Origin of the sequence: Erythrobacter mangrovi, assembly GCF_013260645.1 — a bacterium.
Taxonomy (GTDB): Bacteria; Pseudomonadota; Alphaproteobacteria; order Sphingomonadales; family Sphingomonadaceae; genus Qipengyuania; species Qipengyuania mangrovi.
Window position 1 is genome coordinate 893,509 of sequence record NZ_CP053921.1, and the last position, 25,049, is coordinate 918,557.

The window sequence follows — 25,049 nt, forward strand, 5'->3', positions numbered from 1 at the left end:
TGGGTGATCAGTACTTCACGCGAATGCGGGCGTACCAGAAACCACCGTTGATCCCGAACGGGCCACCCGGGCGCGGATAGATCGAGCCATTGGAGATGCTTCCAGTGGAGTCATAGATCGGGTTGTTGATCGTCGCCGCGATCTTGTCGGGATAGGTATTGAACAGATTGTTCGCCCCCACTGTGAGCGTGTATTTCTCGGCGAAGGTATAGCTCACGTCGAGATCGGTGATGAACTTCGCACCGAAGTGCTGCCCATCGAAAATTGCGCACGGTGTAGTCCGATCATCCGGAGCAGGCGAAACACCTGACGGGCATGTGATATTGCCGACACGCAATGGGTAATCGTTCGAATCGCGCCAGGTACCAAAGTAGCTCTCGCGCAGATTGATCGCCCATGGCCCCGACGACCAATTGGCGGCAAAGGTCGCCCGATGGTTCGGCGCAAGATATTTAATGTCGATCAGCTGGGTCGCGCCGATCACACCGTCATCGAAGTCCGTCACCTTGCTCTTGTTGTAGTTATAGGCAAGCGTCATGTTGAGATCGCCATCAGCCAGCCCGGTGCGATAGGTCGCCACCACATCGACACCCCGGGTCCGCGTGTCGAACCCATTGGTGAAGTACTGGACCGAACCACCCTCGCCAACGCCGGCGAGCGACGGCAACGCCACGATATCGTCGGCCGTGACGTTGAACGTCTGCGAGATACCGATCCGGTCGCGGACCTTGATCGAATAGGCGTCAACGGTGACCGTAAGGTTGTTGGTCGGCTCGAGCACGAAGCCCGCACCGAAGTTGGTCGACTCTTCGGGGCCCAGCGTGGTTGCGCCGAAATACTGCGCGATGTCGCTGGTCACCGGATAGGTCCCCACCTGCACCTGATTGCCCTGGATGAAAGTAGTGGTCAGCACCTGGACATTGTTCTGGCCGGGCGAAGGAGCATGGAAGCCGGTACCTGCCGTCGCACGGATAGCGAGGCTGTCCGACAGCTCGAGACGGGCATTGACCTTGCCCACGGTGGTGCTGCCGAAATTCTCATAGTGCTCGTAGCGACCGGCAACGCCCATCGAGAAGCGTTCCGTGATGTCGCCTTCGAGGCCGACATAGAAGCCGTAGCTCTTCTCGCTGCTCTTGCCCGCAAAAGTGGGACTGGTGCCGCCATAGCCGCTGGCGGCAGGAGGCATCGTGACGGTGCAAGTCGTTACGCCCGCGGCCTGGGCGACTGGGCAGTCCGCCGCGGATGTAGGCGTGTACACACCGTCCGATACGCGGTCGAAGAGCTGCTGCACCGCATAGGGGCCGGCACCATAAGACTGTGGATCACCCTCAGTCGCCTCATATTCCTCGCGCCGGAATTCCGCACCACCCGACAGGGTTAGCGGGCTAGCGAACCCGACATCGAGCGGATAGGTCATGTCGAGATTGAGGTTGATCTCACGCTGGATCAGCGTGCCGAACTCGAACTCGGTCTGCGAATCCGGCCCGTAGGACGGTGCCAGCGAGTTATACATCGACAGGTTAAGCGACTGGCGCGCGAGTGAACCCGAAACGTCGTAGGTGAAGCCCGAGTCCATATCGCCGCGGACGCCCACTACGCCGATGGCTTGCTTGGTCACACCGACAAAGCGCGGGGTGAAGCCTGCAGGGTAGAAATCGGTAAAATTGAAGACATTGGTGTCGCGCACAAATCCGCCGGCGGGGCAGGTGGCATTGCCAGTTGGGCAGGTCGTCAGGAAGATCGGATGCCGGAATGCCGAGTTCGCGCTCAGCGTGCCCGTGGTGTTGTTTGTGCCGTCGAAACGGGTTGCCGTGGTCGTGACCGCTTCGCGATAGTTGAAGCTCTGGTCCGCCTTCGATCGCGCGAGATTGCCGAACAGGTAGAAGGTCGCATTGGGCGCCAGCTCCAACTCGCTGTTCAGAATGAACTTCCAGCCATGCGAAGGTGAGGTACCCCAGATCTGCACCGGCCCCGGAAAATTGGGCAACTGGTCGGCAAGGTCGGGGAACTGGTTGGCGAAGTTGACCGCTGAGGGGCGTTGCACGCCGCGACTTGTGCCGTTGGTGTCCGAGTATTCACCGGCAAGCGAGATGAAGCCCGCGTCACCCAACCGGACGCCGCCATAGCCGGAGACCTGCCAGGTCTCGCCGTCGCCGCCGTTGTCGTAATTCTGGCCATAGAGCCCCTGCGCCTCGAACCCAATGTCGTCACGCAGGCCATAATTGAGCACGCCGCCGATGGCGTCCGAGCCATATTGCGCGGTTGCGCCATCGCGCAGCACCTGCAGGTTCGAAACCGCTATCGAGGGGATCGACGAGATATCGGCGCCCTGCGAGCCGAACGACAGCGCAGTGTCGCCGCCAGTATAGACCTGGACCAGGGCCGAGCGGTTGAAGCGCTTGCCGTTGAGCATGACGAGAATGTTGTCCGCCGGAAGACCGCGCAGCGATGGCGCGCGCACAAAGGTCGAAGCGTCGGAAATGGTGTTTTGCGGCACGAAGAACGAGGGAACGATGTTCTTCACCACATCGAGCATGTTGGCGGCCGGTTGCTGCTGCAGTTCCGCTGCACCGATCACGTCGACCGGAGAAGCAGAGTCAGTCGCGCTGCGGTCTGTACGGCGCGTACCGAGAACCACGATCGATCCGGGAGCCGCCTCCTCAGCGGTCGTATCTGCGTCGGCACCTTGCGCCATCGCAACATCGGCACTTGCCATCGCGCAGACGGCAGTAGCCGCCACTAAAAGGGCCTTGATCGAAGTCTGCGTAACCCGCTTGGTCATTATTCCCTCCATCTCGTTGCCAACGAGCGAGAGACACGACCACGCGAGGCTTGCCTCTGCCCACGACCCTCCATTTTTCATACGGCCCGACCGGGGTGGCGCAAGGCACCAAGGCGCATCTCACGAAAATTGCGCGAGAAGCGGGTTTTTGGGCAACAATCTCAGAAATTGCAGGCCATCGGCGTAACTACCCTCAAGCAGGGTTCATACATCGCGAAATGGGATATCCTCGCCAGCTCTTGATATTGCGGATCGTGAAGCTCGACCGCATCGAGGACACGCCCGGCAGCCGCGCAAGGCAGTCACGGTGGATCGCGTCGAACTGGGCCAGATCCGCCGCAGCGACCCGCAAGAGGTAGTCGGCATTGCCCGACATCAGGCTGCAGTCGAGAATATCATCGAAGGCGCGCACCGCGTCCTCGAACCGGTCCATCGCCTCGCGGCTTTGGCTGGTCAGAGTAATCTCGACGAACACCACAAGGCTTAGCCCAAGCTTGCGCGGATCGAGCCGCGCACCATAACCCGAAATGATCCCAGCCTGTTCGAGCGACCGGATCCGGCGATGGCAGGCTGAGGGCGAAAGCGCGGCTTGTTCGGCCAGTTGGGCGATCGATTGGGTCGAGTCACTCTGCAGCGCTTCGAGCAGCTTCACGTCCGCGCGATCCATCGAAAAATTTCCCACAAAATTACCTGAAACCGGGAAATATCATCGTTCCGAGCGCATGAACAGGTGAAATGAGGCAAAACTTCTCGCGCCGATCGAGCTATATTGGGCCGTCTAGAGGAGAACCCCCATGCGCATCGGCTGCCCCAAGGAAATCAAGAACCACGAGTATCGCGTCGGCCTCACCCCCGAGAGCGCGCGCGAGCTGGTCGACCACGGCCACGAAGTCTGGATCGAGACGCAGGCCGGGGCCGGAATCGGTGCGGCCGACGCCCAGTACGTGACCGCGGGTGCAAAGGTCGTCGATCGACCCGAAGTCATCTTTGCCGAATGCGAAATGGTGGTGAAGGTCAAGGAGCCGCAGGCCGTCGAACGCGCGCGACTGCGCGAGGGCCAGATCCTCTATACCTACCTGCACCTCGCACCCGATCCGGAGCAGACCAAGGAACTGCTTGCCAGCGGCGTGACCGGCATCGCCTATGAGACCGTCACTGGGGCAGGCGGCACCTTGCCCCTGCTCAAGCCGATGAGCCAGGTAGCAGGCCGCATGAGCGTACAGGCCGGCGCAACCGCACTCGAAAAGGCTCAAGGAGGCCGTGGCGTATTGCTTGGTGGCGTACCGGGCGTGATGCCGGGGAAAGTCGCCGTCATCGGCGGCGGTGTAGTCGGTTTCAACGCAGCGCAGATGGCTGCTGGTCTCGGCGCCGATGTCACCATCCTCGATCGCAGTCCCGAAGTGCTCGAACGCGTCGGCACGCATTTCGAAAGTCGCGCCAAGACCCGCTTCTCAAACGTCGCGAACCTTTATGAGTCGGTTTGCGAAGCGGACCTCGTCATCGGCGCGGTGCTGATCCCGGGCGCCGCCGCGCCCAAGCTGGTCAGCCGCGACATGCTGAAGGATATGCAGAAGGGCGCAGTGCTGGTCGACGTCGCGATCGACCAGGGCGGTTGCTTCGAAACTTCGCGCCCAACCACCCATGCCGACCCGACCTATGTGGTCGATGACATCGTCCATTACTGCGTCGCCAACATGCCCGGGGCAGTGGCGCGGACCAGCACCTATGCGCTGAACAATGTCACCCTGCCGCACGCGCTGCGGATCGCGCAGCTCGGGTGGAAGGAAGCGCTGCGCAGCGATCCGCACCTTGCCGAAGGCCTCAACGTCCATGCCGGCGAAGTGACCTACGAAGCGGTCGCGAAGGAACTCGGCTACACCTATCGCCCGGTCGCCGACCTGCTCGGCTGATACAAAACGATACCCAGAGTTTACCGACTGCGAACCTTTACCGGCTAAACGCCGGGCAGATGGGGGTTGGTACATTCCGGTATTTGTTCGGGGCCTTGCTGCTCGCGCTCTGCATGCTCCCGGGCATGCAGGCGCAGGCTGCCGGAGGTGCAAACCTTGGCGAACGCTGCGGAATCACGCTCGACACCCTGCCGACGGCGCAGGAATTGTCGCGCATTTCCAATTGGCAGTGCCCGGCGCGCTTCGACGTCCAGCCCGACAAGGCCCAGATCATCCGCTTCGACCTGTCGGATCGGGCGGACCGTGCGCAACTGCGCCATGCGATCTCCCGAAAGGCCGATTTCGAGCGACTGATTTTCGTCGCGGAGGACATGGACGGCGGCCAGCGCACGATCAGCAAGAGTTTCGCGGATGGTCGACAGGCCTATCTCGAACGACAGTTCTCCTTGCCGTTGCCGGAAATCACCGAAGAAACCCGCTACCTCTTCGCGATAATGCTCGGCGGCAGGGAAATCATGCCGCTCGACTACCTCAGGCTGGAAGCCCAATTGCCGGGATCGACGCCTTCGGAGCGCAATGCATTGCTGCTCTATGCGCTCGTCATCGGCATTCTTGTCATGCCGATCCTTATCGACCTCGGTGTCTTCTACGTCCTGCGCGACCGCTTCAGCCTCTTGCATGCCGGCATGGTGGGCAGCACCCTGATCCACCTGGTCACTGTCTCGGGCCTGAATCTTCCGTTCTTCACGCTCAGCCTGCCAATGGCGCGCCTGCTGGGCGTGGCAAGTTTTGGCGCGATCGTCATTGGCGCCAGCCTGTTCACGGAGTCCTTCCTCGAACGCGAGCACCTGTCGAAACGCGGGCGCCGGGTCTTTTATGGCCACGCCTTCCTGGTGGCGATCGCCACTGCCCTGCACGCGCCCCAGTTCCACGCGCTTGGCCGTTTCCCAGCGGACTTCTTCTACATCACCTGCCTTGCCGGGAGCCCTTACTTCGTCTGGGCGATCGCCAAGGCCTGGCGTGATGGTAGCCGTTCGGCCCGATTCCTGGCTGTCGGCTTTGCCCCGCTGGTAGTCGTTGGGGTAATCCGCACGGGAAGCCACCTGATCCCCGGCATGCCGACCTATGACGCCGGTACCCTGTTCCTGCTCGGCGGCGCGCTCGAAGTCATGGCCACGACGCTGGGTGTGGCAGACCGCTTCCTGTCCCTGCGCCGCGAGCGCGATCGCATGCTCGATGAGGCGCAGGCCCTGGCATCGCTGGCCCGACGCGATCCGCTGACCGGAGCACTCAACCGCCGCGCAATCACCGAGGATTTCGACGGGCTTGTCGCTGAGGGCTACACCGCCTGCATGCTGGTCGATCTCGACAAGTTCAAATCAGTAAACGACGAATATGGCCACGCCACTGGTGACCGTGTGCTGCAGCTGGCGGCCAGCGCGCTGGGGGAGGATCCAGCGAGCAAGCTGGTCCGCATGGGCGGCGAGGAGTTCCTCTTGCTGCTGCATGGGGACGATGCCTGCCAGCGCGCCGACGCCCGACGCAGGGCGATCACGGCGAGGGTTCTGGCCGAACTCGACGGCCTCGAACGGCCCATAACCGCCAGCGCCGGCTTTCTGGACTTCAAGCCGGTCGCAGGCGAGGCCGACCTCGATTTCGCGATGCTCTACACCCGGGTCGACCAGTTGCTCTATTCCGCCAAGTGCGAGGGCCGAAACCAGACCGTTTGCGACACGCTCCAACTGTTTGACGCCAAACGCGAAGCTGACGGCGCCGTGGCAGCCTAGAAGGTCATTCGAGGGAGCGGCATAATCGTTACACGACTGTAACCCGTCCTTAAGCCCTAGGCCCTATAGGGGCGGCATGGGGTGGTTAACAGTAACCGTGGCGCATCGCGCCCTGGCTAAGGCCGTGCTTGCCTTGCTGGCAGGTATGGTGCTGTTCGCGCAGCCCGCGAAAGCGACCGAGGAGTTTGCACCCGGCTCGATCTGCCACACGGCCGGCCCCGCCTCGCTCGATCACGTGGTGGTCGAACGCGAAGCCGCCCGCTGGATCTGCGAGGACGACAATTACGACTGGAAGAAGCCCCGGGAACTGGTGCGGATCGACCTGCGCGATCGCTCCGCCGGAGAGCTAAATCCGCGCTTTGCCGAACTTGATCGCCACGAATTCGAACACCTCGCCGTGATCGTCAAAGGCGTCGACGGATCCAGCGCCACCCGCAATTATACCTTCCGCGAGACCAGCCTCGGGCTTTCGAGCCTTCGCTCGATCATCCCACTGCCAGAACTCCAGGAACAGGCTTCGTCGGTCGTTTTCGTGATCGATGGCAGCAAGTGGCCCGAGTCATTCGCCAATGCCGAACTCGTCGAGAATGCCTCGATGCCGCCACTCGCCGGATATGCGCACCTGCTCGCTGCCCTGATCTGCGGCTTGCTGCTCGCCCCTATGCTGTTCGACTTCGGCTATTTTCGAGCATTGCGCGAGCCGTTCCCGCTCTTTCACGCGCTGTTCTGCCTTATGGCCTTCGTCCAGACGGCAGCGGTGTCTGGCCTCATCCCGTTGCTCACCCCGATCGACTTCGATACCGAACTGCTGATCACCTACTTCAGCGTCGACATCATGATCGCTGCGACGATGCTGTTCGCGAGCAATTTCATCGAACCGGAGTACCTTACCCGGCGCTGTCGCCTGATCCTGCTGGGGATCGCTGCGGGCGCGTTGATCAACGGTTCATTGACGACATTCAAGCCGCATCTCTTCGGCACGTGGATCGATCACTTCTACTTCGGCAACTACATGATCCTCCTTGCCGCCTACTTCCACGTGCTGGGAAGCGGTTGGAGGCAGGGCAGCCGCATGGCGCCATATCTGGTCCTGGGTTTCGCGCCCTTCGCGGGTATCATGCTGATCCAGTTCACGACCATCTTCATTGCGACCGACGCTTACGGCTTTGACGAGACCTGGCCGCAGAACCTGGCGCTGCTCTTCGAGGTGGTGGCGACGGCCCTCGCGGTTGCGGATCGCTTCATCTCGATCAAGCGCGAACGCGACCAGGCCGTCAGCGAAGCCCGCTCGCTCGAAGTCCTGAGCGAACGGGATGAGCTGACCGGCCTGTTCAACCGCCGCGCCTTGACCTCGCGCTACGCCGATCTGGTGACCGAAGGCTTCCACGCCATGGCATTGCTCGACATCGATCACTTCAAGGAAATCAACGATCTCCATGGCCACCCGGTGGGCGACGAAGTGCTCAAGTGCATGGCGGACGCCCTGACCGCGGGGGACGACGAGGACGCGCAGGTCTTCCGCATCGGTGGCGAGGAATTCCTGCTGCTGTTGCGCGGCAACGATGCGCGCCAGCGGGCAGAAGCGCGGCGCCGTGCACTCACCGCACGCACTTTCGCCATGATGGAAGGACTCGAGCGGCCGGTTACCGCCAGCATGGGCTTCCTCGACTTCGCAGCCGTGAGCGCGGAACCCAGCGTCGATTTCGGCACCTTGTACACGCGGGCCGACCAATTGCTCTATGCGGCGAAGTGCGCCGGCCGGAATCGCACGGTCGAAGATCGTCTCGAGCTGTTCATCCCTGCGGAAGACACCGACGAAGCGATCGCCGCTGCCTAAAGGCGTGGATTATGCAAAGGGTTCGAGCACCTCCGCCCGGACCCGCACCAGCCGGCCACTACCGCGATCGAGCATCGCCCAGGTCGTCGCGGCGGACACGATCACCTTGCCGCTGGCATCGCGAAAGTCGACCCGGCGTATCGAGGTTGCCCCGCGCGGCGCACCCTCGATCCAGGTATCCCCGGTAACGCTCTCGCCCTGATCGATATTGCCACGATAATCGATCTCGTGCCGGGTCACGACCCAGAAGAAGGCCTCGCGATCCTCCGGCCTCGCGACCGAATCCCAATGCGCGGTAGCCATATCCTGGATCCACTGGACCCAGACGGCATTGTTGACGTGGCCAAGCTCGTCGATGTGTTCCGCCTGCGCGGTGAAGACACGGGTGAAGTGGTTGCTCATCGCTTCGCCCTTACCGCGCTGTCGCCTGAAGTCGATCGGCCATCCCGAACTGCCACAAGATGAAGGCTACTTCTTCCGCGACTTCGCGGATCGACTCGAACCGGCCCGACTTACCGCCATGGCCGGCACCCATATTGGTCTTGAGCAGCAGTTCGTTGCCGTCGGTCTTGAACTCGCGCAATTTGGCAACCCACTTGGCGGGCTCCCAATAGGTCACGCGCGGGTCGTTGAGCCCGGCAGTCACCAGTATCGGCGGATAATCCTGTGCCGCCACCTGGTCGTAAGGCGAATAGGCAAGGATCTGCGCGAAGGCCCGCTTGGAAGTGATCGGATTGCCCCATTCGGGCCATTCGCCCGGGGTCAGCGGCAAGTCACCGTCGAGCATGGTTGCAAGCACGTCGACGAAGGGGACATGCGCCACTATTGCGCCCCACAGATCGGGATCGGTGTTGGCGACCACGCCCATCAGTTCGCCTCCGGCCGAACCACCCGAAATGCTGATGCGGCCCTTGGCGGTGTAACCCTTGGTCACCAGCCCCTTGGCGACATCGACGAAGTCATTGAAGGTATTGGTCCGCTCCTCCAGCTTGCCGGCAAGGTACCATTTACGCCCCAGGTCATCGCCGCCGCGGATATGCGCGATGGCATAGGCGAAACCGCGATCGACCAGGCTCAGCCGCGTGGTCGAGAACCCCGGCGGGATGGCGATGCCGTAGGCACCATAGGCATAGAGGTGCAGCGGTCCGCCCGGCTCGCGATCCTTGCGCATGACCACACTAACGGGGACCTTGGTCCCGTCGCGTACTTCGATCTCGAGCCGCTCGGTAACATAGAGCGAGGGGTCGTACCCGCTCGGGATTTCCTGTTGCTTGAGCAGCTCGAGTTCGCCGCTCGCAACGTGATAGTCATAGACAGAGTCCGGCGTGACCATGCTCTGGTATGAAAGCCGCAGCTTGTCCTGATGGTATTCGGGATTGTTGGTCAGGCCGGTGGTATAGCTCGGCTCGGCGAAGGCGATCGGCTTGACCAGGCTGGGATCGTCGTAGGAACGGAGCTGGATCTGGTCGAGGCCACCCAGCCGCCCTTCGGTCACATAGAAATCGCGGTAGAGTTCGAAACCGTCGAGATAGAATTCATCCGAACCCTCGATCAGCGTAGTCCACTCCCCCGGATTGGTGAGAGGCGCGGTGGCGAGGCGGAAATTGACGTGATCGTCGTTGGTGTGGATCCACACCACACCGTCGCGCAGATCGACGTCATATTCGACGCCTTTCTGGCGCGGCTTCACCAGCAAGGGCTCCGCAGTGGGATCGGCCACGGGAACCAGCCGCACTTCCGAGGTCTCGTTGTCTCCGGTCGAGATGACCAACCAGTCTTCCTGTGCCGACAGGCCTGCCCCCACGCGAAAGCCCTCGTCCTCGGTCTCGCGGTATAGCTCGACATCGTTATCGAGCGGCGTGCCGAGCACGTGGAGTGTCGCATCATGGACGCGCCAGTTCTCATCGGCGAGCCCATAGACCACCGCCGTATCGCCTTTCACCCACACCAAGTCCGACAATGTCCCGGGAATCTCGTCGGAAAAGTGCTCGCCCGTCGCGATCACCTTGAAGCGCGCGGTGAACCGTTCCGACCCGTTGGTATCGACCGAATAGGCCAGCAGCTCGGCATTGTCGGAGATCGAGAAGGTGCCGAGGCGGAAATACTCGTGCCCTTCGGCCAGCGCATTCTCGTCGAGGATCAGCTGTGCATCGCCGCCACCCACGGGCTTGCGGTAATACTTGCGATACTCCGCGCCTTCTTCGAATTCCGACCAATAGAGCCAGTCGCCCCGGCGCTGCGGGACCGTCGAATCGTCTTCCTTGATGCGCGCCCGCATCTCCTTGAACAGCGCATCCACCAGCGGTTTGTGCGGTTCCATCCGCGTTTCGAACCAGGCATTCTCCGCTTCTAGATGGGCCAGCACATCCTCATCGGTCACCTCGGGATAGCCGGGATCGCGCAGCCAGGCATAGGGATCGGTGATGGTGATCCCGTGATGCGAATAGGAAAACTCGCGCTTTTCGGCCTTGGGCGGGGCGGCAGGGCGGCTCGTCGAAATGGGACAACTCCTTGTCGGGGGAACGGGTGGAAATGGGTGCCAGAGCGGCCTAAGTGGAGCGCATGACTATGCGCGCCAAGGGTGCGCGGCAAGCGCCGGGATACGAAACCACCGGCCCACAGGACAAAAGGACCCCGCGATGTTGATGCAGACCCACGAAGCCCGACTTGACGGATTGCGCAAGGAGCTGGCGAAGCGCGGGCTGGACGGCTTCGTCATCCCGATTTCTGACGAGCACATGAGCGAATATGTCGGCTCCTACGCCCAGCGGCTCAAATGGCTGACCGGCTTCGGCGGGAGCGCAGGTAGCGCCGTGGTGCTCAAGGACAAGGCGGCGATGTTCACCGATGGCCGCTACACCGTGCAGGTGCGCGATCAGGTCGACGGCAAGCTTTACGATTACGAGGACGTCCCCACGACCAGCCCCGCCAAGTGGATCGCCGAGAACGCCGCCCAAGGGTCCCGGATCGGCTATGACGCATGGCTCCACGGCATCGATTGGGCCGAAACGGCCAGCAAGCAGTTTGCCAAGAAGGGGATCGAGCTGGTTCCGGTCGACGGAAACCCGATCGACGCCATCTGGGACGACCGCCCACAACCCTCGCTCAACGCGGCGACACCGCACGACGAGAAGTTGGCGGGTCGATCGAGTGCGGAGAAGCGCGCCGAGGTGGCCGACTGGCTTAAGCGCGAAGGCTATGACGCAACGGTTATCACCGCGCTCGATTCGGTTGCCTGGCTGCTCAACATGCGCGGTACCGATGTCGACAGCACGCCGGTGGCCCTGTCCTATGTGCTGGCCCATGCCGATGGCACGGCCGAGCTCTTCATCGCGCCAGAGAAGGTTACGCCGGAGCTTGCCCAGCACCTCGGTAATGCCGTGACCGTGCGCCCGCGCGACCAGTTCCTCCCGGCGCTCGCCAGCTTCGCTGGGAAGACGGTCGCGGTCGATCCGCAACACGCCGTGGCGGGGATTTTCCACGCCCTGGAGTCGGGCGGTGCCAAGGTTGTGCGCGAAGGCGATCCCACCGTGCTGCCCAAGGCCATCAAGAACGCCGCCGAACAGCAGGGCCAGCGCGATGCGCAGGCGCGCGACGGGGCGGCGGTCGCCCGTTTCCTGCGCTGGCTCGAGATCGAGACCCCCAAGGGCGGGATCGATGAACTCACCGCCGCCGCCAGGCTGCTCGAGTTCCGGCAAGCAGGCGGCGTGCTGCGCGATTGTTCCTTCGACACGATCAGCGCAGCCGGGCCACACGCTGCCCTGCCGCACTATAAGGTCGACGAAGACAGCAACATCCCGATCCCGCCATCCTCGATCTACCTGGTCGATTCAGGCGGGCAATATGCCGACGGCACCACCGACATCACCCGTACCGTGTGGGTTGGCCCGGGTGAGCCGACGGCCGAGATGATCGAGCGCAACACGCGCGTGCTCAAGGGCCACATCCAGCTCGCCATGCAGACCTTTCCCCAGGGCACGACTGGCGGCGCGCTCGATGCGCTGGCGCGGATGCACCTGTGGGCCGGCGGGGTCGATTTCAATCACGGCACCGGCCACGGCGTCGGCAGCTATCTCTCGGTGCACGAGGGACCGCAGCGGATTGCCAAGCCCAACGGTCCCTATCCAGGCAGCGGAACAGAGCTTCGCGCAGGGATGATCCTTTCGAACGAGCCCGGCTACTACAAGGCGGGCCACTACGGCATCCGGATCGAGAACCTCGTGCTGGTAGTCCCGGCGCAGATCGAAAGCGAAGGCGACTACCTCGCTTTCGAGACGCTGACGTTCGTGCCGCTCGACCGCAGGCTGGTCGACAAGGGCATGCTGTCCGAGGCGGAAATCGGCTGGTGGAACCGCTACCATGCCAAGGTTCGCGAGATCCTCGCGCCGCAACTCGAAGGTGAGGACCTGGCCTGGCTTACCCGCGAGTGTGCACCCTTGTAGCGCAGCGTTTGTTCTTGTAATGTTCTCATTAGCGCGATTCGCGTCACAAGGAGCATGAACATGATTGGTTACGTCACCCTGGGTACCAACGACCTCGCGCGTGCCGCGAAATTCTACGACTTGATCGCCGGCGAGCTGGGGATCGGTCGGATGATGGAGTTCGACACCTTCATTGCCTGGGGCGAGCCGGGCGGCGGGGCCGGTATCGGCCTGACCAAGCCCTTCGACGGCAATGCCGCCACGGTGGGGAACGGCGTGATGGTCGCCTTCGAGGCGAAGGACCGCGACCAGGTCCAGCGGATCTATGACATCGCTCTCGCCAATGGCGGCAGCGACGAGGGTGCACCCGGCCCGCGCGGCGAGCCCGACGCGAACGGCATGGTCTTCTACGCCGGCTATTTCCGCGATCCCGACGGCAACAAGCTCAACGCCTTCCTGATGGACAAGGTGTCCTGATGGAACGTCCGCGCCGACTGGCCGAGTGCTTCGTGCACCTCGGTCTCGGCGCGACGGTCATACCGCAACCGCCCTTCGACGGGATGGCATGGTACGAGGCCTATGGTGCCCGTCACGACGGCGACGGCCGCGAAGGGCGGCTGGTCAGCCAGCATACCTTCACCGAACACTGGCCCAGCTGGGAGATGCACCCCCATGGCGACGAACTGGTGGTGTGCATTGCCGGGCGGATGGAGCTGACACAGGAATTTCCCGACGGCCATCGGGCCACGATTGCGCTCGAAGCCGGCGACTATGCAATCAACCCGCCTGGCGTGTGGCATATCGCGGATATTGCCGACTGCGCGACGGCGATCTTCATCACTGCCGGGGAAGGCACGGAACACCGCCCGCGCTAATCGGCTTGCACTTGGCTGAACGGCTGTCGCTGCGCGTTACAAGCTGATACAATTCACTGTCCGTCCGGGATAATGCTGCGACATTACGGGCATAGGAGAGACACACGAGCTGCGACGGGCACCTGGTCTCCCTCCCCCACAAACCCGACCGTCGCAGCTCACCCGATCAACGATACGGAGTGTAGCAATGCGCAAGACTTTCCTAGGCATCTCGGTCGCCGCCCTGGCGCTGGCCGGCGCCACCACCGTCCTCGCCCAGCATGGCGAACGTCACAATCCCGATGCAGACGGCGACGGCACCGTCACCCTTGCCGAAATGCAGGCGCATGGCGCGGACATGTTCGCCAAGATGGACACCAATGGTGATGGCGTGCTCAACGACGCCGACCGTTCGGCACATGGAGCAGGCATGTTTGCCAAGGCTGACGCCAACGGCGATGGGGAACTGACCCCCGACGAGCTGAAAGCCGCACACGAAGCGCGGATGGAGCGTCGAGAAGCGCGTCACGCGGATCGAGCCGAGAACCGCGAAGCGCGCATGGCCGAGCACTTCGCCATGGCCGACACCGACAAGAGCGGCGGTCTGTCGGAGGACGAGCTGCGGGCCATGCACGCAGCACGCGGCGAGCACCGGGACGGCAAGCGCCACCGCGGCACCGGCCATGGCGGTCACGGAGGCTCTTCGATGATGCTACACATGGCAGACACCGATGGCGACAAGGCCGTCACGCGAGCCGAGTTCGACGGCGCAATCGCCACTCACTTCGCCAAGATGGACACCGACGGGAACGGCTCGGTGTCACAGGCCGAGCGGCAGGCCGCGCACAAGGCAATGCGCGAGCGGATGCGCGAACACCATGGAGCGCACAGCGAGAACTGACGCTGCGAACGCCCGTTGACCGCAGCGCCAGGTGCGGGAAAGGACAGTCCATGACCGATCCCGCACCCACCTCCTTGCTGTTGGTCGACGATGAGCGATCGCTGCGCGAGCCCCTGGCGGAGTATCTCACCCGCCAGGGGTTCGCCGTGCGCGAAGCCGAAAGCGCCGCTTCGGCGCGTACGCGACTGATGCAAGAGGTGCCGGATCTCGTGCTGCTCGACATCATGATGCCGGGCGAGGACGGGCTATCGCTGTGCCGTCACCTCGTCGAAACACGCGGCATCCCGGTCATCCTGCTCACCGCCAAGGGCGAAGCGATGGACCGGATCGTCGGGCTTGAGATCGGCGCTGACGACTATGTCACCAAACCCTTCGAACCGCGCGAGCTGATCGCCCGCATACGTTCGGTACTGCGCCGCGCCGAGCGCCCCGCCGGCAATCCGGGCGAAGACCTCACCTATGCTTTCGAAGGCTGGCAGCTCGATCCGCTCAAGCGCCGCTTGATCGATCCCGAAGGCGCGCTCGTCCCAATCTCTACTGCCGAGTTCCGCATGCTGCGCGCCTTTTGCGACCATCCTCGCCAGGTGCTCGATCGCGACCGCTTGCTCGACATGGTCCAGGGCCGCGAAGCACAATTGTTCGACCGCGCGGTCGACAACCAGGTCAGCCGCTTGCGGCGCAAGATCGAGACGGACAGCCGCAATCCGCATTTCATCCAGACGGTGCGCGGCGGCGGCTATCGTTTCGGTGCGGACGTCACCCGGATCGAGCGCGGGGAAAGCTGATGCAGTTGATACCCCGCAGCCTGTTCGGCCAGGTCATGCTGACCCTGGTCGCCGCCCTGCTGATCGCCCAGGCCATTTCGACCACGCTGCTTTACCGGGCCGCGGAGCAGCGGCGCGAACTGGGCATCGTCCACGCCATGGCTTTCCAACTACTGAGCGGTGCCGAACGCCACGGCCGGGAGGCCATGGGTGATCGATACTCGCACCACAGCCGGTCGCCCCGCACCGATCGCATCCAGGACCCTCCCCTGCCGCGCTTGCCGCGCGAGCTGCGTTACAGCGAGGGGGCAACCACCCCCCTCGCCCCGGGTGACAAGCGCCATCCCAAGCGCGAAGAAGCCCTGTCGCAGCTATTGGCATCGCAAGGGATCGCGGTTGCCGAAGTCGTGGTGATCAGTCGCTCGGCGCTGGAGGATCCCGAGATCCAGCGCATGGCCGAGCATCACCCACTCGCCCATCGGCGGTTCATGGGAAGTCCATTCGATCTTGCCATTGCGGGTCTCCGCCAGGACGGCAGCGGGACATGGCAAGTCGCGCGCCTGCCGGTCGCTTCGCGGGATCGAACGATAGTCCGCACCTTGATGTTGCAGACGCTCATCCTGTTCCTCGTCCTCGTCGGATTGCTCTATTTCGTCCTGCGCCGCATCACGCGCCCGCTCGCGGCCCTGGCCGAGCGCACGCAGCGCTTTGGCGGTGCGGGATCGCCCGAGGAGCCGCTCGCGGTCACTGGCCCCGACGACGTCAAGCGCCTGATCGAGGCGCATAATGCCATGCAGGCGCGGATCGGGTCGATGCTCGACGAGAAGGACGTGATGCTTGGCGCGATCGGCCACGATCTCAAGACCCCGCTCGCCGCATTGCGCGTGCGGATCGAAAGCGTCGAAGACGATGCGGCGCGCACGAAGATGGCCGGGACGATCGAGGACATCACGCAAACGCTCGACGAAATCCTCGCGCTTGCCCGAATCGGGCGTAACAACAGCATCGCCGAACCGACCGAGCTCGGCGCGCTCGCCGCCTCCGTGGTCGAAGAATTCGAGGACATGGGCGAGCCCGTCACCCTGTCGACCGCGGGGCGGATCGCTGCGCCAGTGCACCTGACATGGCTGAAGCGCGGCCTGAGGAATCTCGTCACCAATGCCTTGCGCTACGCAGGGTCAGCCCACGTTGCAGTTCTGCGTGAAGGCGATTGGGCGATACTGCGGGTTGACGACGACGGCCCGGGCATTCCCGACGATCGCATCGCCGAAATGTGCCAGCCCTTCACCCGTGGCGAAACAAGCCGCAATCGCGAAACCGGGGGGGCGGGGCTTGGGCTCACGCTCGCCCGTGCTGTCGCCGAACAGCACGGGGGAACGCTGGTACTCGCGAACCGGCCCGAAGGCGGGTTGCGCGCAGAGCTGCGTATTCCACTCGGGCGCTAGAGCCCTTTCAGGGCGGCACTCAGTTCGGCTCCACGCGCGGACTTCAGCGCGGCGCAGTTGCGCACCCTTTCGATCGTCCGTTCGAGCGACAATGCCCCCGGCGTCCCCGCCAGGACAGGGCGGAACCGTTCGGCCAGATCATCTGCCTTGTCGACCGAGCAGAAGCCACCGGCCACGCTGGGAACCCGCCGCGCGAGGAAGATGCCCGAAGATCCGCTCATCAGTTCTTCGAGGTTCGCAACCAACCAGTCATAACCCAATTCACGCGTCTCGGACGTGGCCACGATACCAAGCTTGGTCGAAACCCTTTCAGACGGACGCAAGCGTTCGTCGTCGAAACCATCAAGCACCCAGCGGGCGATCGTCTCATCGCCCGAACCGGTGATCGCCCGCAGCGCGGTCGGCCGGAACAGCGGGTCGTCCGACGCCAGCGCCCTGTCGGCCAGTGCCTTGGCTGCTTCGAGGCCACCAGTGTCGATCAACGCTTCGAAAGCCTCACCCATGAAAGCTGGGTCGAGTGCCTCGGCATCGCCGGCGAGAAAATCCCGTGCGGCGCCTGCCAGTAATCCGACGACTGCCGGATCGCGGGCGAGCATCAAATTGCCCACCACTCGCTCGCGCTGCTGGACGACCTCGGGGTCGACGCCTGCATAGGCGCTAAGGCGCGGATCAAGGCCGAGGCGCGCATAATCTGCCTGTGCCAACTGCCCCACCCATGCGCGGTAAGCCTCCTGTGCATCGGCATCCATCACCCCGCTGCGCCGCATTGCGCCAAGCCCACTGAAGGCAATGCCTGCGGCATTGCTGTCGGGGTTCTTGGTGAGCTGGAGGGCTAGTGCCAGCACCTGTTCGGGCGAGGCATGGCCGGCCCGGAAGCTGGCATCGAGACTGTCTGCCAGTGCGATGGCTTCGGGCCCTTCGAGCGAGTCGGCGATCGCGATCAGCCGGTCCCATTCCGCCGCCGGCAAGTCGAAGCGGTAATAGCCTGTTCCTCCGGCATTGGGCATCAGCACGCCGGAACCGCCAAGTTCGAAGCTGGCGCTCTGGTCGGCGAGCAGTGCGCATTTGCGATCCTCGCCTTGCCGCATGCACACCGGCACGCCCCACCGCGTATCCGATGCGGTTACGCCAATCGGGGCGTAGCGACGCTGGCTCACGGTATAGCGGCCATCGCTACCGCTAACGGTAACCAAGGGGACGCCTTGCTGGTCGGTAAAGCTCTGCATCGCCTGGGTGATCCGCGGATCGCCCGCGGCCTCGGCCATGGCGGCGAAGAAGTCGGTGCTTGTCGCATTGCCATAGCGATGTGCCGCCATATAGCGGCGCACGCCGTCACGGAATTTCTCAGGACCCATGAAGGCGGCGATCATCGATACGACATGCCCGCCCTTGCCATAGGTGATCCCGTCGAATGCGGCGTCGATGCGGTCGTTGGTCGGAATCGGTTCATGGATCGGTCGGCCGGCGAGCAATTCGTCGGTATCCATCGCCTGGAAACCCTCTTCCAGCGCACCGTCGGCAATACCCAGATCCGGCCGCCACGCCCCGCCGATGGTGAAGCCCATCCAGTTGGCGAAGCTCTCGTTCAGCCAGATATCGTCCCACCATACGGGCGTGACCAGGTCACCGAACCACTGGTGCGCCAGCTCATGCGAGACCACCATCCCGAACAGGCCCTTCTGGCCAACCGGCGCATTCTCATCGAGCACGATGATCGCATCGTTGTAGAGGTCGGCGCCGGCATTCTCCATCGCCCCGGGCATCAATGGCGAGGTGATCTGGTCGAGCTTGGGGTAGGGAAAGGCCTGCCCGAAATAATCTTCCAGAAGCGCGACGATCGGCTTGGAGTTCTCCAGCGCGAAGGCCAGCTTGTCCTTGTTGGTCTGCTCCGAAACGATCCGCAGCGGCAGCGGTTCAGGGCGCTGCGGAGTTGGCGGCACCATGCCTTCGACAACCGCGAAGGGCCCGGCCATCATCGCCACGAGATATGTGGGCAGCGGCAGGGTGGGAGCGAAGCGGTGGACCTGCCAACCGTCCTCGAGGGTGTTCGAAACCTCGGGCGCATTGCTCACTGCAACCTCGCCCGGGCGGGTCCGGATGGTCACCGTGAATGGTGTCTTGAACCCTGGCTGGTCGAACGAAGGGAAAGCCGCGCGCGCATCGGTCGATTCAAACTGGCTCCAACCATACCATTGACCACCGACCTGCGCCCGGAACAGGCCAGCGGGATTGGTCGCGATGCCCCCGCTATAGTCAAACAGCAGTGTCGCCTTACCCGCCGGGAGCTCTTCGCTAAAGACCAGCCGCGCCACCCCGGTCGGATCGGTATCGGTCCAGGCGCCGACATAGTCCCTGCCATCAACGCTCGCTACCGCACGCGTAACCGCCAGCCCGCGACCGTGAAGATCGAGGAAACTGGTCGGTCGCGCCAGCATCACATCGATTTCGGTGTGGCCCCGGAAACTGTCCGAACTCGGATCGAAATAGGTGTCGAGGCGATAGGCCTGCGGCATGGCGATATCGCCGAGCTGGCCACGCGGAACCTCCCCGAGCGCGAGCACCGACGCATCAGCCTGGGCCTCCTGTGCGGCAAGGTTGAAAGGGGTGAATAGTGCCGCACCGGCCAGCAAGAGGCCGCAGAAAGTCTTGGATCGCATGAGTGCTCCCGAATTTTTTCGCGGCTTCACTGCCCGCGCGCAGTTTTCGACCGGCGGCCTGTTCGACAGACCGCCATCGGCAACCGACGAAATACAGCTAGCGCATCAGTCCGCCGATCAGGTTTCGGACGAAGCGCCCCGCCAGGGCACCACCGAAGCCGGTCGCGATGGTGCCCGCCGCTGCGGTGGTCGCTGTCCGCAAGGGGTTGGCGCTGCTCTTCTTGCCCAGGATCGCACTGGCCGCGATGCTGGCCGCCGAACCGGTCGCCGCTCCGATCGCCGCCTTGCCCGCCCTTTCCCAAATCGAGGTGGTCTTGCGCGATCGCTTGCCAACTTCCTCGCGGCCCTTTTCGGCCACCTCTTCAGCCGTGGCGGCGGCATCGGCGGCCTTGGCGGCAAGAACCTCTTCAGCACTCTCACGATCGACCGCAGTATCGTATTTTCCGTCGATCTCGCTCACCGAATTGATGATGGCCAGTTCCTTGTCTGAGACCGGACCCAGGCGGGAATGCGGCGGCTTGATCAGTGTGCGCTGGACCACCGATGGGGCACCGTCTTCATCAAGTGTCGATACCAGCGCCTCACCGACCCTCAGCTCGGTAATGGCCTGTGCGACGTCGAGATCGGGGTTGATGCGGAAGGTTTCAGCCGCGGCCTTGATCGCCCGCTGGTCGCGCGGGGTGAAGGCGCGCAGCGCGTGCTGGATGCGATTGCCCAGCTGGCCAGCGATCTTCTCGGGAATGTCGATCGGGTTCTGCGTAACGAAATAGACGCCGACGCCCTTGGACCTGATCAGTCGCACGACCTGCTCGACCTTGTCCTCCAGTGCGTCGGGCGCATCGTCGAACAGCAGGTGCGCTTCATCGAAGAAGAACACCAGCTTCGGTTTCTCAGGATCGCCAACCTCGGGCAGGCTCTCGAAGAGCTCGGCGAGCAGCCACAACAGGAAGGTTGCGTAAAGCTTGGGGCCCTGCATCAGCTTCTGCGCCGAGAGGATGTTGATCACGCCGCGGCCCTGCTCGTCGACTCTCAGGAAATCGTCGATTTCCAGTGCGGGCTCCCCGAAGAACAGGTCCGCACCCTGCGCCTCAAAACTGAGCAGCTGGCGTTGGATCGTCCCGACGCTGGCCTTGGTGACATTGCCGTATTTGGCGGACAGCTCCTTGGCGTTTTCTGCCGTGTGGGCCAGCATCGCTTGCAGATCCCCGAGGTCGAGCAGCAGCAACCCCTGCTCATCGGCAAAACGAAAGACGATATTGAGCACGCCTTCCTGGGTTTCATTGAGATCGAGCAGGCGGGCGAGCAACAGCGGCCCCATTTCCGACACGGTGGTGCGAATGGGAAAGCCCTTCTCACCGAAGAGATCCCAGAAGACCGCGGCGTTATCGGCATAGGTATAATCGTCCATGCCCAGCTGTTTTGCGCGCCCTTCAAGCTTGTCGGCATGCTTGAACTGCGCAGAACCGGGCATCGAGATCCCCGAAAGGTCGCCCTTCACATCGGCGAGGAACACCGGCACCCCGTTTGCGGAAAAGCTTTCTGCCAATCCCTGAAGCGTCACGGTCTTGCCCGTACCGGTCGCACCGGCAATCAATCCGTGGCGATTGGCCTGACCAAGCAGCAGGGCCTGCCGCTCTCCCGCTTCCGTAGCACCGAGGAAAATTTCGCCCATAGCTGCGCCCGCTCCCTAAACCTGACGTCACGGCGGTGTGGCGCAGGGTGGCACAGGCGGTCAACCCACCCCTCGACAGCCGCGCGCCAGCGTTTAAAGGCTTGGGCGCAATGGCCGACCGGCAACCCTTCGTCCTGCTCGATGATGCGCGCGAGAGCGGCGCTGCCGATGCGTTGCTGTTCGAGAATCCCCGATCCATCTTCGTTGCACGACGACCCGAGGAGGTCGTCGAGGTCCTGGCCAATGCCGATAAGGCGCGGCAGGAGGGCGGCACACTTGCAGGCTACATCGCCTATGAAGCGGGCTTGGCGCTAGAACCAAAGCTTGCGAATCTTGCCGCGGCACGGACCGGTGGGGTTGGCCCCCTGGTCTGGCTCGGGTTGTTCGACGATGTGACGACCATCGAAGCGGCCAATGTCTCCCAGTGGCTTGCCACACACGCCGAGGGGGAAGGAAGCGTCGGTCCGCTCGAACCACAACTGACCCCGGGCGGCTATGCGATAGCCTTCCAACAGCTGCAGGAAGCGATTCAAGCGGGCGATATCTACCAGGCGAACCTCACTTTCCCGCTGGCGGGCAGTTTTTCGGGCGACCCGCTGGGGCTTTACGCAGCGCTCCGCCCATCGGCCCGGGCGGGTTATGGCGGCGTCGTGTTCGACGGTTCGCACTGGCTGTTGAGCCTCAGCCCCGAGCTATTCGTCTCGCTCAAGGGCCGCGAGGCCAAGACCAAGCCGATGAAGGGCACGCGTCCGCGCGGGTCGGATGAGGCAAGCGATCTTGCGCTCGCCGAGGAACTTGCCGGTTCGGCCAAGGACAAGGCCGAGAACCTGATGATCGTCGACCTCATGCGCAACGACCTCGGCCGGGTGGCAGAGGCAGGCAGCGTGCGGGTTGACTCACCCTTTGCGGTGGAGAGTTACCCGACCGTCCACCAGATGGTCAGCGTGGTGCGGGCCCAGCTGAAGGAGGGTGAAAGCGCGACCGACCTCGTCCGGGCGCTGTTTCCTTGCGGCTCGATCACCGGCGCCCCGAAGATCCGCGCGATGGAGTTGATCGACACTGTCGAGCGCGATCCGCGCGGGCCCTATTGCGGGGCGATCGGGCGGATCGACGCCAACGGCGACGCAGCATTCAACGTGGCCATCCGCACACTGCGGCTGACCGAGATCGAGAACGGGCGCGGCAAGGCGGTGCTCGGCGTGGGCGGCGCGATCGTCGCGGACAGCGAGATGCGAACCGAATGGCGCGAGGCACTGCTCAAGGGCGCCTTCGTGCGCAAATCCTCGCCTGACCATCGCGCGGCGCAGTTCGACCTGATCGAGACGATGCGCTTCACTCCCGAGGAGGGGATCTCCTTTCTTGAAGCCCATTTGATGCGCATGAAGACCAGCGCTGCAGAGCTCGGTTTCTCCTTCGATCGTCACGAGGCACGCAACCAGCTCCACGCGCTATGTTTCGTGCTCGAGAAACCCAGCAGGATCCGCCTGCTCGCCTCACGTCGCGGCGCGATCGCACTCGAAGCGCAGGATATGCCCGAGGCCTGGCCTTCCCCCGCAGGCACCATCGTCATGCCCCTTCCCGTCGACCCAGGCGACTGGCGGTTGCGGCACAAGACCAGCGAACGCGGATTTTATGGAGAAGCGCAGGCGGTCGCCCGCCATCATGGTGCCCTGGAGACGATCTTCGTACGTGACGACGGGTTGCTTACCGAGGGTTGTGTCACCAATCTCTTCGTGCGCGGCCCCGATGGTGTGCTGCTGACCCCACCTGCGCGGCTAGGCCTGCTGCCCGGCGTGCTGCGCCAATCGCTGCTCGATCAGGGCATAGCGCGCGAGGCCGAATTGCGGATCGAGGATCTGGAAGGCGGTTTCTTCCTTGGCAATGCCTTGCGGCAGATGATGGACGCGAGGCTCAAGTCGTGAGCCGGATCCCGATCCTGTTCGAGGACGGCGAGGCGCTGGTGATCGACAAGCCCGGCGGCCTGCCGATCGAGCGCCCGCGCAAGGGCGGGCCGAGCCTCGAGGATCACCTTGCCGACCTGCGCCTTGGCTTTCAGCGTGACCCTGTCGCGGTGCATCGTATCGACACCGACACCAGCGGCTGCCTGCTGCTGGCGCGCAATCCCAAGGCCTTGAAGCGCTTCGCCAAGGCGTTTGAGGACAGGTTGGTGGGCAAGCGTTACCTCGGAATCCTCGCGGCCATCCCCGAGGAAAACGAAGGCACGATCGAGTTGGCCCTGTCCAAGATCAGCAGCGCCGAAAAGGGCTGGCGGATGATCGCGGCGAAGAAAGGCAAGCCTTCGATCACGCATTGGCAAGTGCTGGGCGATCATGATGGGCACGCACTGGTCGAATTTCGCCCCGAGACGGGCCGGACGCACCAGATTCGCGTTCACGCGCTGACAGGCCTGGGCATCCCGCTGCTGGGCGATCCGGTCTATGGCGATGGCAAGGGCGCACCCCGCACCATGCTTCACGCGGCCAGCCTCATCGTTCCTCGCGAGGGAAAACCGCCGATCGAAGCCAGTGCCCCGCTTCCAAGAGACTTCGCGGCGCTCGGCTTTTCCGATGGGTAGGGTTGCGGATCGGGCGCTCGAGATTGCCGAAGAGAAGTTCATCGCTTCCTCGGGCCCGGGCGGCCAGAACGTAAACAAGGTCGCCACCGCGGTGCAACTGCGCGTCGATGTATTCCAGCTGGGCCTCACTCCTGAAACCTTTGAACGGCTCAAAGAACTTGCCGGAAGCAGGTTGACCAAGGGTGGCGAAATCGTCCTGACCGCCAATGAGTACCGCACGCAGGAACAGAACCGCGAAGCCGCACGGGAACGGTTGTTGGCTTTGCTTGCCGAAGCGCTTACCCCGCCAAAGAAGCGAGCCAAGAGTCGGGTCAATCGCGTGGGCAAGGCCCAACGCCTCAAGGCGAAGAAGGTGCGCGGCGAGGTGAAGGCCAAGCGCGGCAAGGTCGACTGGTAGCACCCCTGCACACCGCTTGACTTTTCCCCCGGAATCACCCAATGGGCGCGCCGGAACGGCGGTGCTACGCGCGCCGCCATTATTTTTTCGGCCCCGAACCGGGCCTCACAGGATCTTTAGGAACACGCCATGGCGAAGCCCGCAACCGTCAAGATCAAGCTCGTCTCGACCGCCGACACGGGCTTCTACTACGTGACGAAGAAGAACCCCCGGAATCACACCGAGAAGTTCACCTTCAAGAAGTACGACCCGATCGCGCGCAAGCACGTCGAGTTCAAGGAAGCCAAGATCAAGTAAGCCGGCCGGATGCTGAACCGTGGGAACTAGCCGGGTTCAGTGATGGTTCAATGCTCCGATACCAATCAAGGAGCATGAGCAACTTGTCTTTCACAACCAAACACCCATTGCGCGCCGCGCTGGCTTTATCGCTGGCTGCGGCGCTGCCCGTTTCCGCCATTGTCGCGATCCAGCCCGCCGCAGCCGCTGAGGGCGACCTCGACAAGGCGGTCGCCGCGCTGCGCGGCATCTCGACCATGAAGGCCGACTTCGTCCAGACCGACCGCAACGGCCAGACCGTTGCGGGAGTGATGACGCTCAAGCGCCCCGGCAAGATCCGCTTCGAATACGCCAAGGGCGTGCCGCTGCTGATCGTTTCCAACGGCAAGTCGATGTATCTCGTCGACTACGAGGTGAGGCAGGTCCAGCGCTGGCCGATCAGCAGCTCGCCCCTCGGCGCACTGCTGGATCCGAGCCGCGACGTGAAAAGATATGGCAAGCTGCTGCCGACGGGCCATCCCGACGTGATCAGCATCGAGGTGCGCGACACCAGGCATCCCGAATATGGGGTGATCACGCTGATCTTCGCGCGCGACGCGAGCGCACCTGGCGGGCTGCAGCTGACCCATTGGGTCGCGCTCGATTCGCAGAACAACCGCACCACCGTGCGCCTGCGCAACCAGCGCTACGGCGTGGCCGTGGCGGACAGCGCATTCACCTTCCGCGATCCGCGCCGAACGTCCCGTCGACCGGGGTGAACGCTTCGACCGT

At 63.4% G+C, this 25,049-nt stretch carries 20 protein-coding genes; 14 read left to right on the forward strand and 6 right to left on the reverse strand.

Going from position 1 to position 25,049, the window contains the following annotated elements; all coding sequences use genetic code 11:
* Positions 1-7 precede the first annotated feature (7 nt).
* Both HQR01_RS04675 and HQR01_RS04680 read right to left on the reverse strand, forming a co-directional pair.
* Complete coding sequence (locus HQR01_RS04675; protein ID WP_234030251.1) at positions 8-2,782, reverse strand: TonB-dependent receptor plug domain-containing protein; 2,775 nt, start codon at positions 2,780-2,782, stop codon at positions 8-10.
* Between the two features lie 193 nt (positions 2,783-2,975).
* Positions 2,976-3,449 carry an Lrp/AsnC family transcriptional regulator gene (locus HQR01_RS04680; protein WP_173212991.1) on the reverse strand — a complete coding sequence of 158 codons (474 nt, stop codon included), beginning with the start codon at positions 3,447-3,449 and terminating at the stop codon, positions 2,976-2,978.
* A gap of 127 nt (positions 3,450-3,576) precedes the next feature.
* On the opposite strand from HQR01_RS04680, the gene ald reads away from it, so the two are divergent.
* The 3 genes from ald (at position 3,577) to HQR01_RS04695 (ending at position 8,316) form a co-directional block, all read left to right on the forward strand.
* On the forward strand, positions 3,577-4,692 hold the full coding sequence (gene ald / locus HQR01_RS04685; RefSeq protein ID WP_173212992.1) for an alanine dehydrogenase: 1,116 nt from the start codon (positions 3,577-3,579) through the stop codon (positions 4,690-4,692).
* A 59-nt stretch (positions 4,693-4,751) separates the two neighbouring features.
* The gene (locus tag HQR01_RS04690) at positions 4,752-6,479 is read left to right on the forward strand and encodes a sensor domain-containing diguanylate cyclase (RefSeq protein WP_173212993.1); all 1,728 of its coding nucleotides are present in this window, start codon (positions 4,752-4,754) and stop codon (positions 6,477-6,479) included.
* Between the two features lie 76 nt (positions 6,480-6,555).
* On the forward strand, positions 6,556-8,316 hold the full coding sequence (locus tag HQR01_RS04695) for a sensor domain-containing diguanylate cyclase (protein WP_173212994.1): 1,761 nt from the start codon (positions 6,556-6,558) through the stop codon (positions 8,314-8,316).
* 9 nt (positions 8,317-8,325) lie between these two features.
* Here the strand turns inward: HQR01_RS04695 and HQR01_RS04700 are convergent, their stop codons facing one another.
* Together HQR01_RS04700 and HQR01_RS04705 are read right to left on the reverse strand one after the other, a co-directional pair.
* Positions 8,326-8,718, reverse strand: a complete 393-nt coding sequence (locus tag HQR01_RS04700; RefSeq protein ID WP_173212995.1) for an acyl-CoA thioesterase — start codon at positions 8,716-8,718, stop codon at positions 8,326-8,328.
* A 10-nt stretch (positions 8,719-8,728) separates the two neighbouring features.
* A complete protein-coding gene (locus HQR01_RS04705; protein ID WP_173216138.1) occupies positions 8,729-10,816 on the reverse strand; it encodes a S9 family peptidase in 2,088 nt (695 codons plus the stop codon).
* Positions 10,817-10,955: 139 nt separating this feature from the next.
* Here HQR01_RS04705 and HQR01_RS04710 point away from each other — a divergent pair, with 139 nt between their 5' ends.
* The 6 genes from HQR01_RS04710 (at position 10,956) to HQR01_RS04735 (ending at position 16,701) form a co-directional block, all read left to right on the forward strand.
* Positions 10,956-12,758, forward strand: a complete 1,803-nt coding sequence (locus HQR01_RS04710; RefSeq protein WP_173212996.1) for an aminopeptidase P family protein — start codon at positions 10,956-10,958, stop codon at positions 12,756-12,758.
* 60 nt (positions 12,759-12,818) lie between these two features.
* Positions 12,819-13,214, forward strand: coding sequence for a VOC family protein (locus HQR01_RS04715; protein WP_173212997.1), 396 nt, complete (start codon positions 12,819-12,821; stop codon positions 13,212-13,214).
* Complete coding sequence (locus HQR01_RS04720) at positions 13,214-13,612, forward strand: cupin domain-containing protein (RefSeq protein WP_173212999.1); 399 nt, start codon at positions 13,214-13,216, stop codon at positions 13,610-13,612. The genes HQR01_RS04715 and HQR01_RS04720 overlap by 1 nt, the downstream gene beginning before the upstream one ends.
* 187 nt (positions 13,613-13,799) lie before the next feature.
* Positions 13,800-14,492, forward strand: a complete 693-nt coding sequence (locus HQR01_RS04725; RefSeq protein ID WP_173213001.1) for an EF-hand domain-containing protein — start codon at positions 13,800-13,802, stop codon at positions 14,490-14,492.
* Between the two features lie 50 nt (positions 14,493-14,542).
* Positions 14,543-15,277, forward strand: coding sequence for a response regulator (locus HQR01_RS04730; protein ID WP_173213003.1), 735 nt, complete (start codon positions 14,543-14,545; stop codon positions 15,275-15,277).
* A complete protein-coding gene (locus HQR01_RS04735; protein ID WP_173213005.1) occupies positions 15,277-16,701 on the forward strand; it encodes an ATP-binding protein in 1,425 nt (474 codons plus the stop codon). Before HQR01_RS04730 ends, HQR01_RS04735 begins: the two co-directional genes overlap by 1 nt.
* On the opposite strand, the gene HQR01_RS04740 is transcribed toward HQR01_RS04735, so the two are convergent.
* The gene (locus tag HQR01_RS04740) at positions 16,698-19,358 is read right to left on the reverse strand and encodes a M1 family metallopeptidase (protein WP_173213007.1); all 2,661 of its coding nucleotides are present in this window, start codon (positions 19,356-19,358) and stop codon (positions 16,698-16,700) included. The genes HQR01_RS04735 and HQR01_RS04740 overlap by 4 nt on opposite strands.
* Before the next feature lie 97 nt (positions 19,359-19,455).
* Positions 19,456-21,030 (reverse strand): helicase HerA-like domain-containing protein, encoded by a 1,575-nt coding sequence (locus HQR01_RS04745; RefSeq protein WP_173213008.1) that lies wholly within the window; start codon positions 21,028-21,030, stop codon positions 19,456-19,458.
* A gap of 110 nt (positions 21,031-21,140) precedes the next feature.
* On the opposite strand from HQR01_RS04745, the gene pabB reads away from it, so the two are divergent.
* The 5 genes from pabB (at position 21,141) to HQR01_RS04770 (ending at position 25,036) form a co-directional block, all read left to right on the forward strand.
* Positions 21,141-22,952: an aminodeoxychorismate synthase component I gene (pabB, locus tag HQR01_RS04750; protein WP_173213010.1), complete on the forward strand. Its 1,812-nt coding sequence runs from the start codon at positions 21,141-21,143 to the stop codon at positions 22,950-22,952.
* Entirely contained in the window at positions 22,949-23,605 is a 657-nt protein-coding gene (locus HQR01_RS04755) for an RluA family pseudouridine synthase (protein WP_173213012.1), read from the forward strand. The genes pabB and HQR01_RS04755 overlap by 4 nt, the downstream gene beginning before the upstream one ends.
* Entirely contained in the window at positions 23,598-24,002 is a 405-nt protein-coding gene (gene arfB / locus HQR01_RS04760) for an alternative ribosome rescue aminoacyl-tRNA hydrolase ArfB (RefSeq protein WP_173213014.1), read from the forward strand. The genes HQR01_RS04755 and arfB overlap by 8 nt, the downstream gene beginning before the upstream one ends.
* A 129-nt stretch (positions 24,003-24,131) precedes the next feature.
* Positions 24,132-24,299, forward strand: a complete 168-nt coding sequence (gene rpmG, locus HQR01_RS04765) for a 50S ribosomal protein L33 (protein ID WP_173213016.1) — start codon at positions 24,132-24,134, stop codon at positions 24,297-24,299.
* Positions 24,300-24,373: 74 nt separating this feature from the next.
* On the forward strand, positions 24,374-25,036 hold the full coding sequence (locus tag HQR01_RS04770; RefSeq protein WP_173213018.1) for a LolA family protein: 663 nt from the start codon (positions 24,374-24,376) through the stop codon (positions 25,034-25,036).
* The last annotated feature ends 13 nt before the right edge of the window (positions 25,037-25,049 follow it).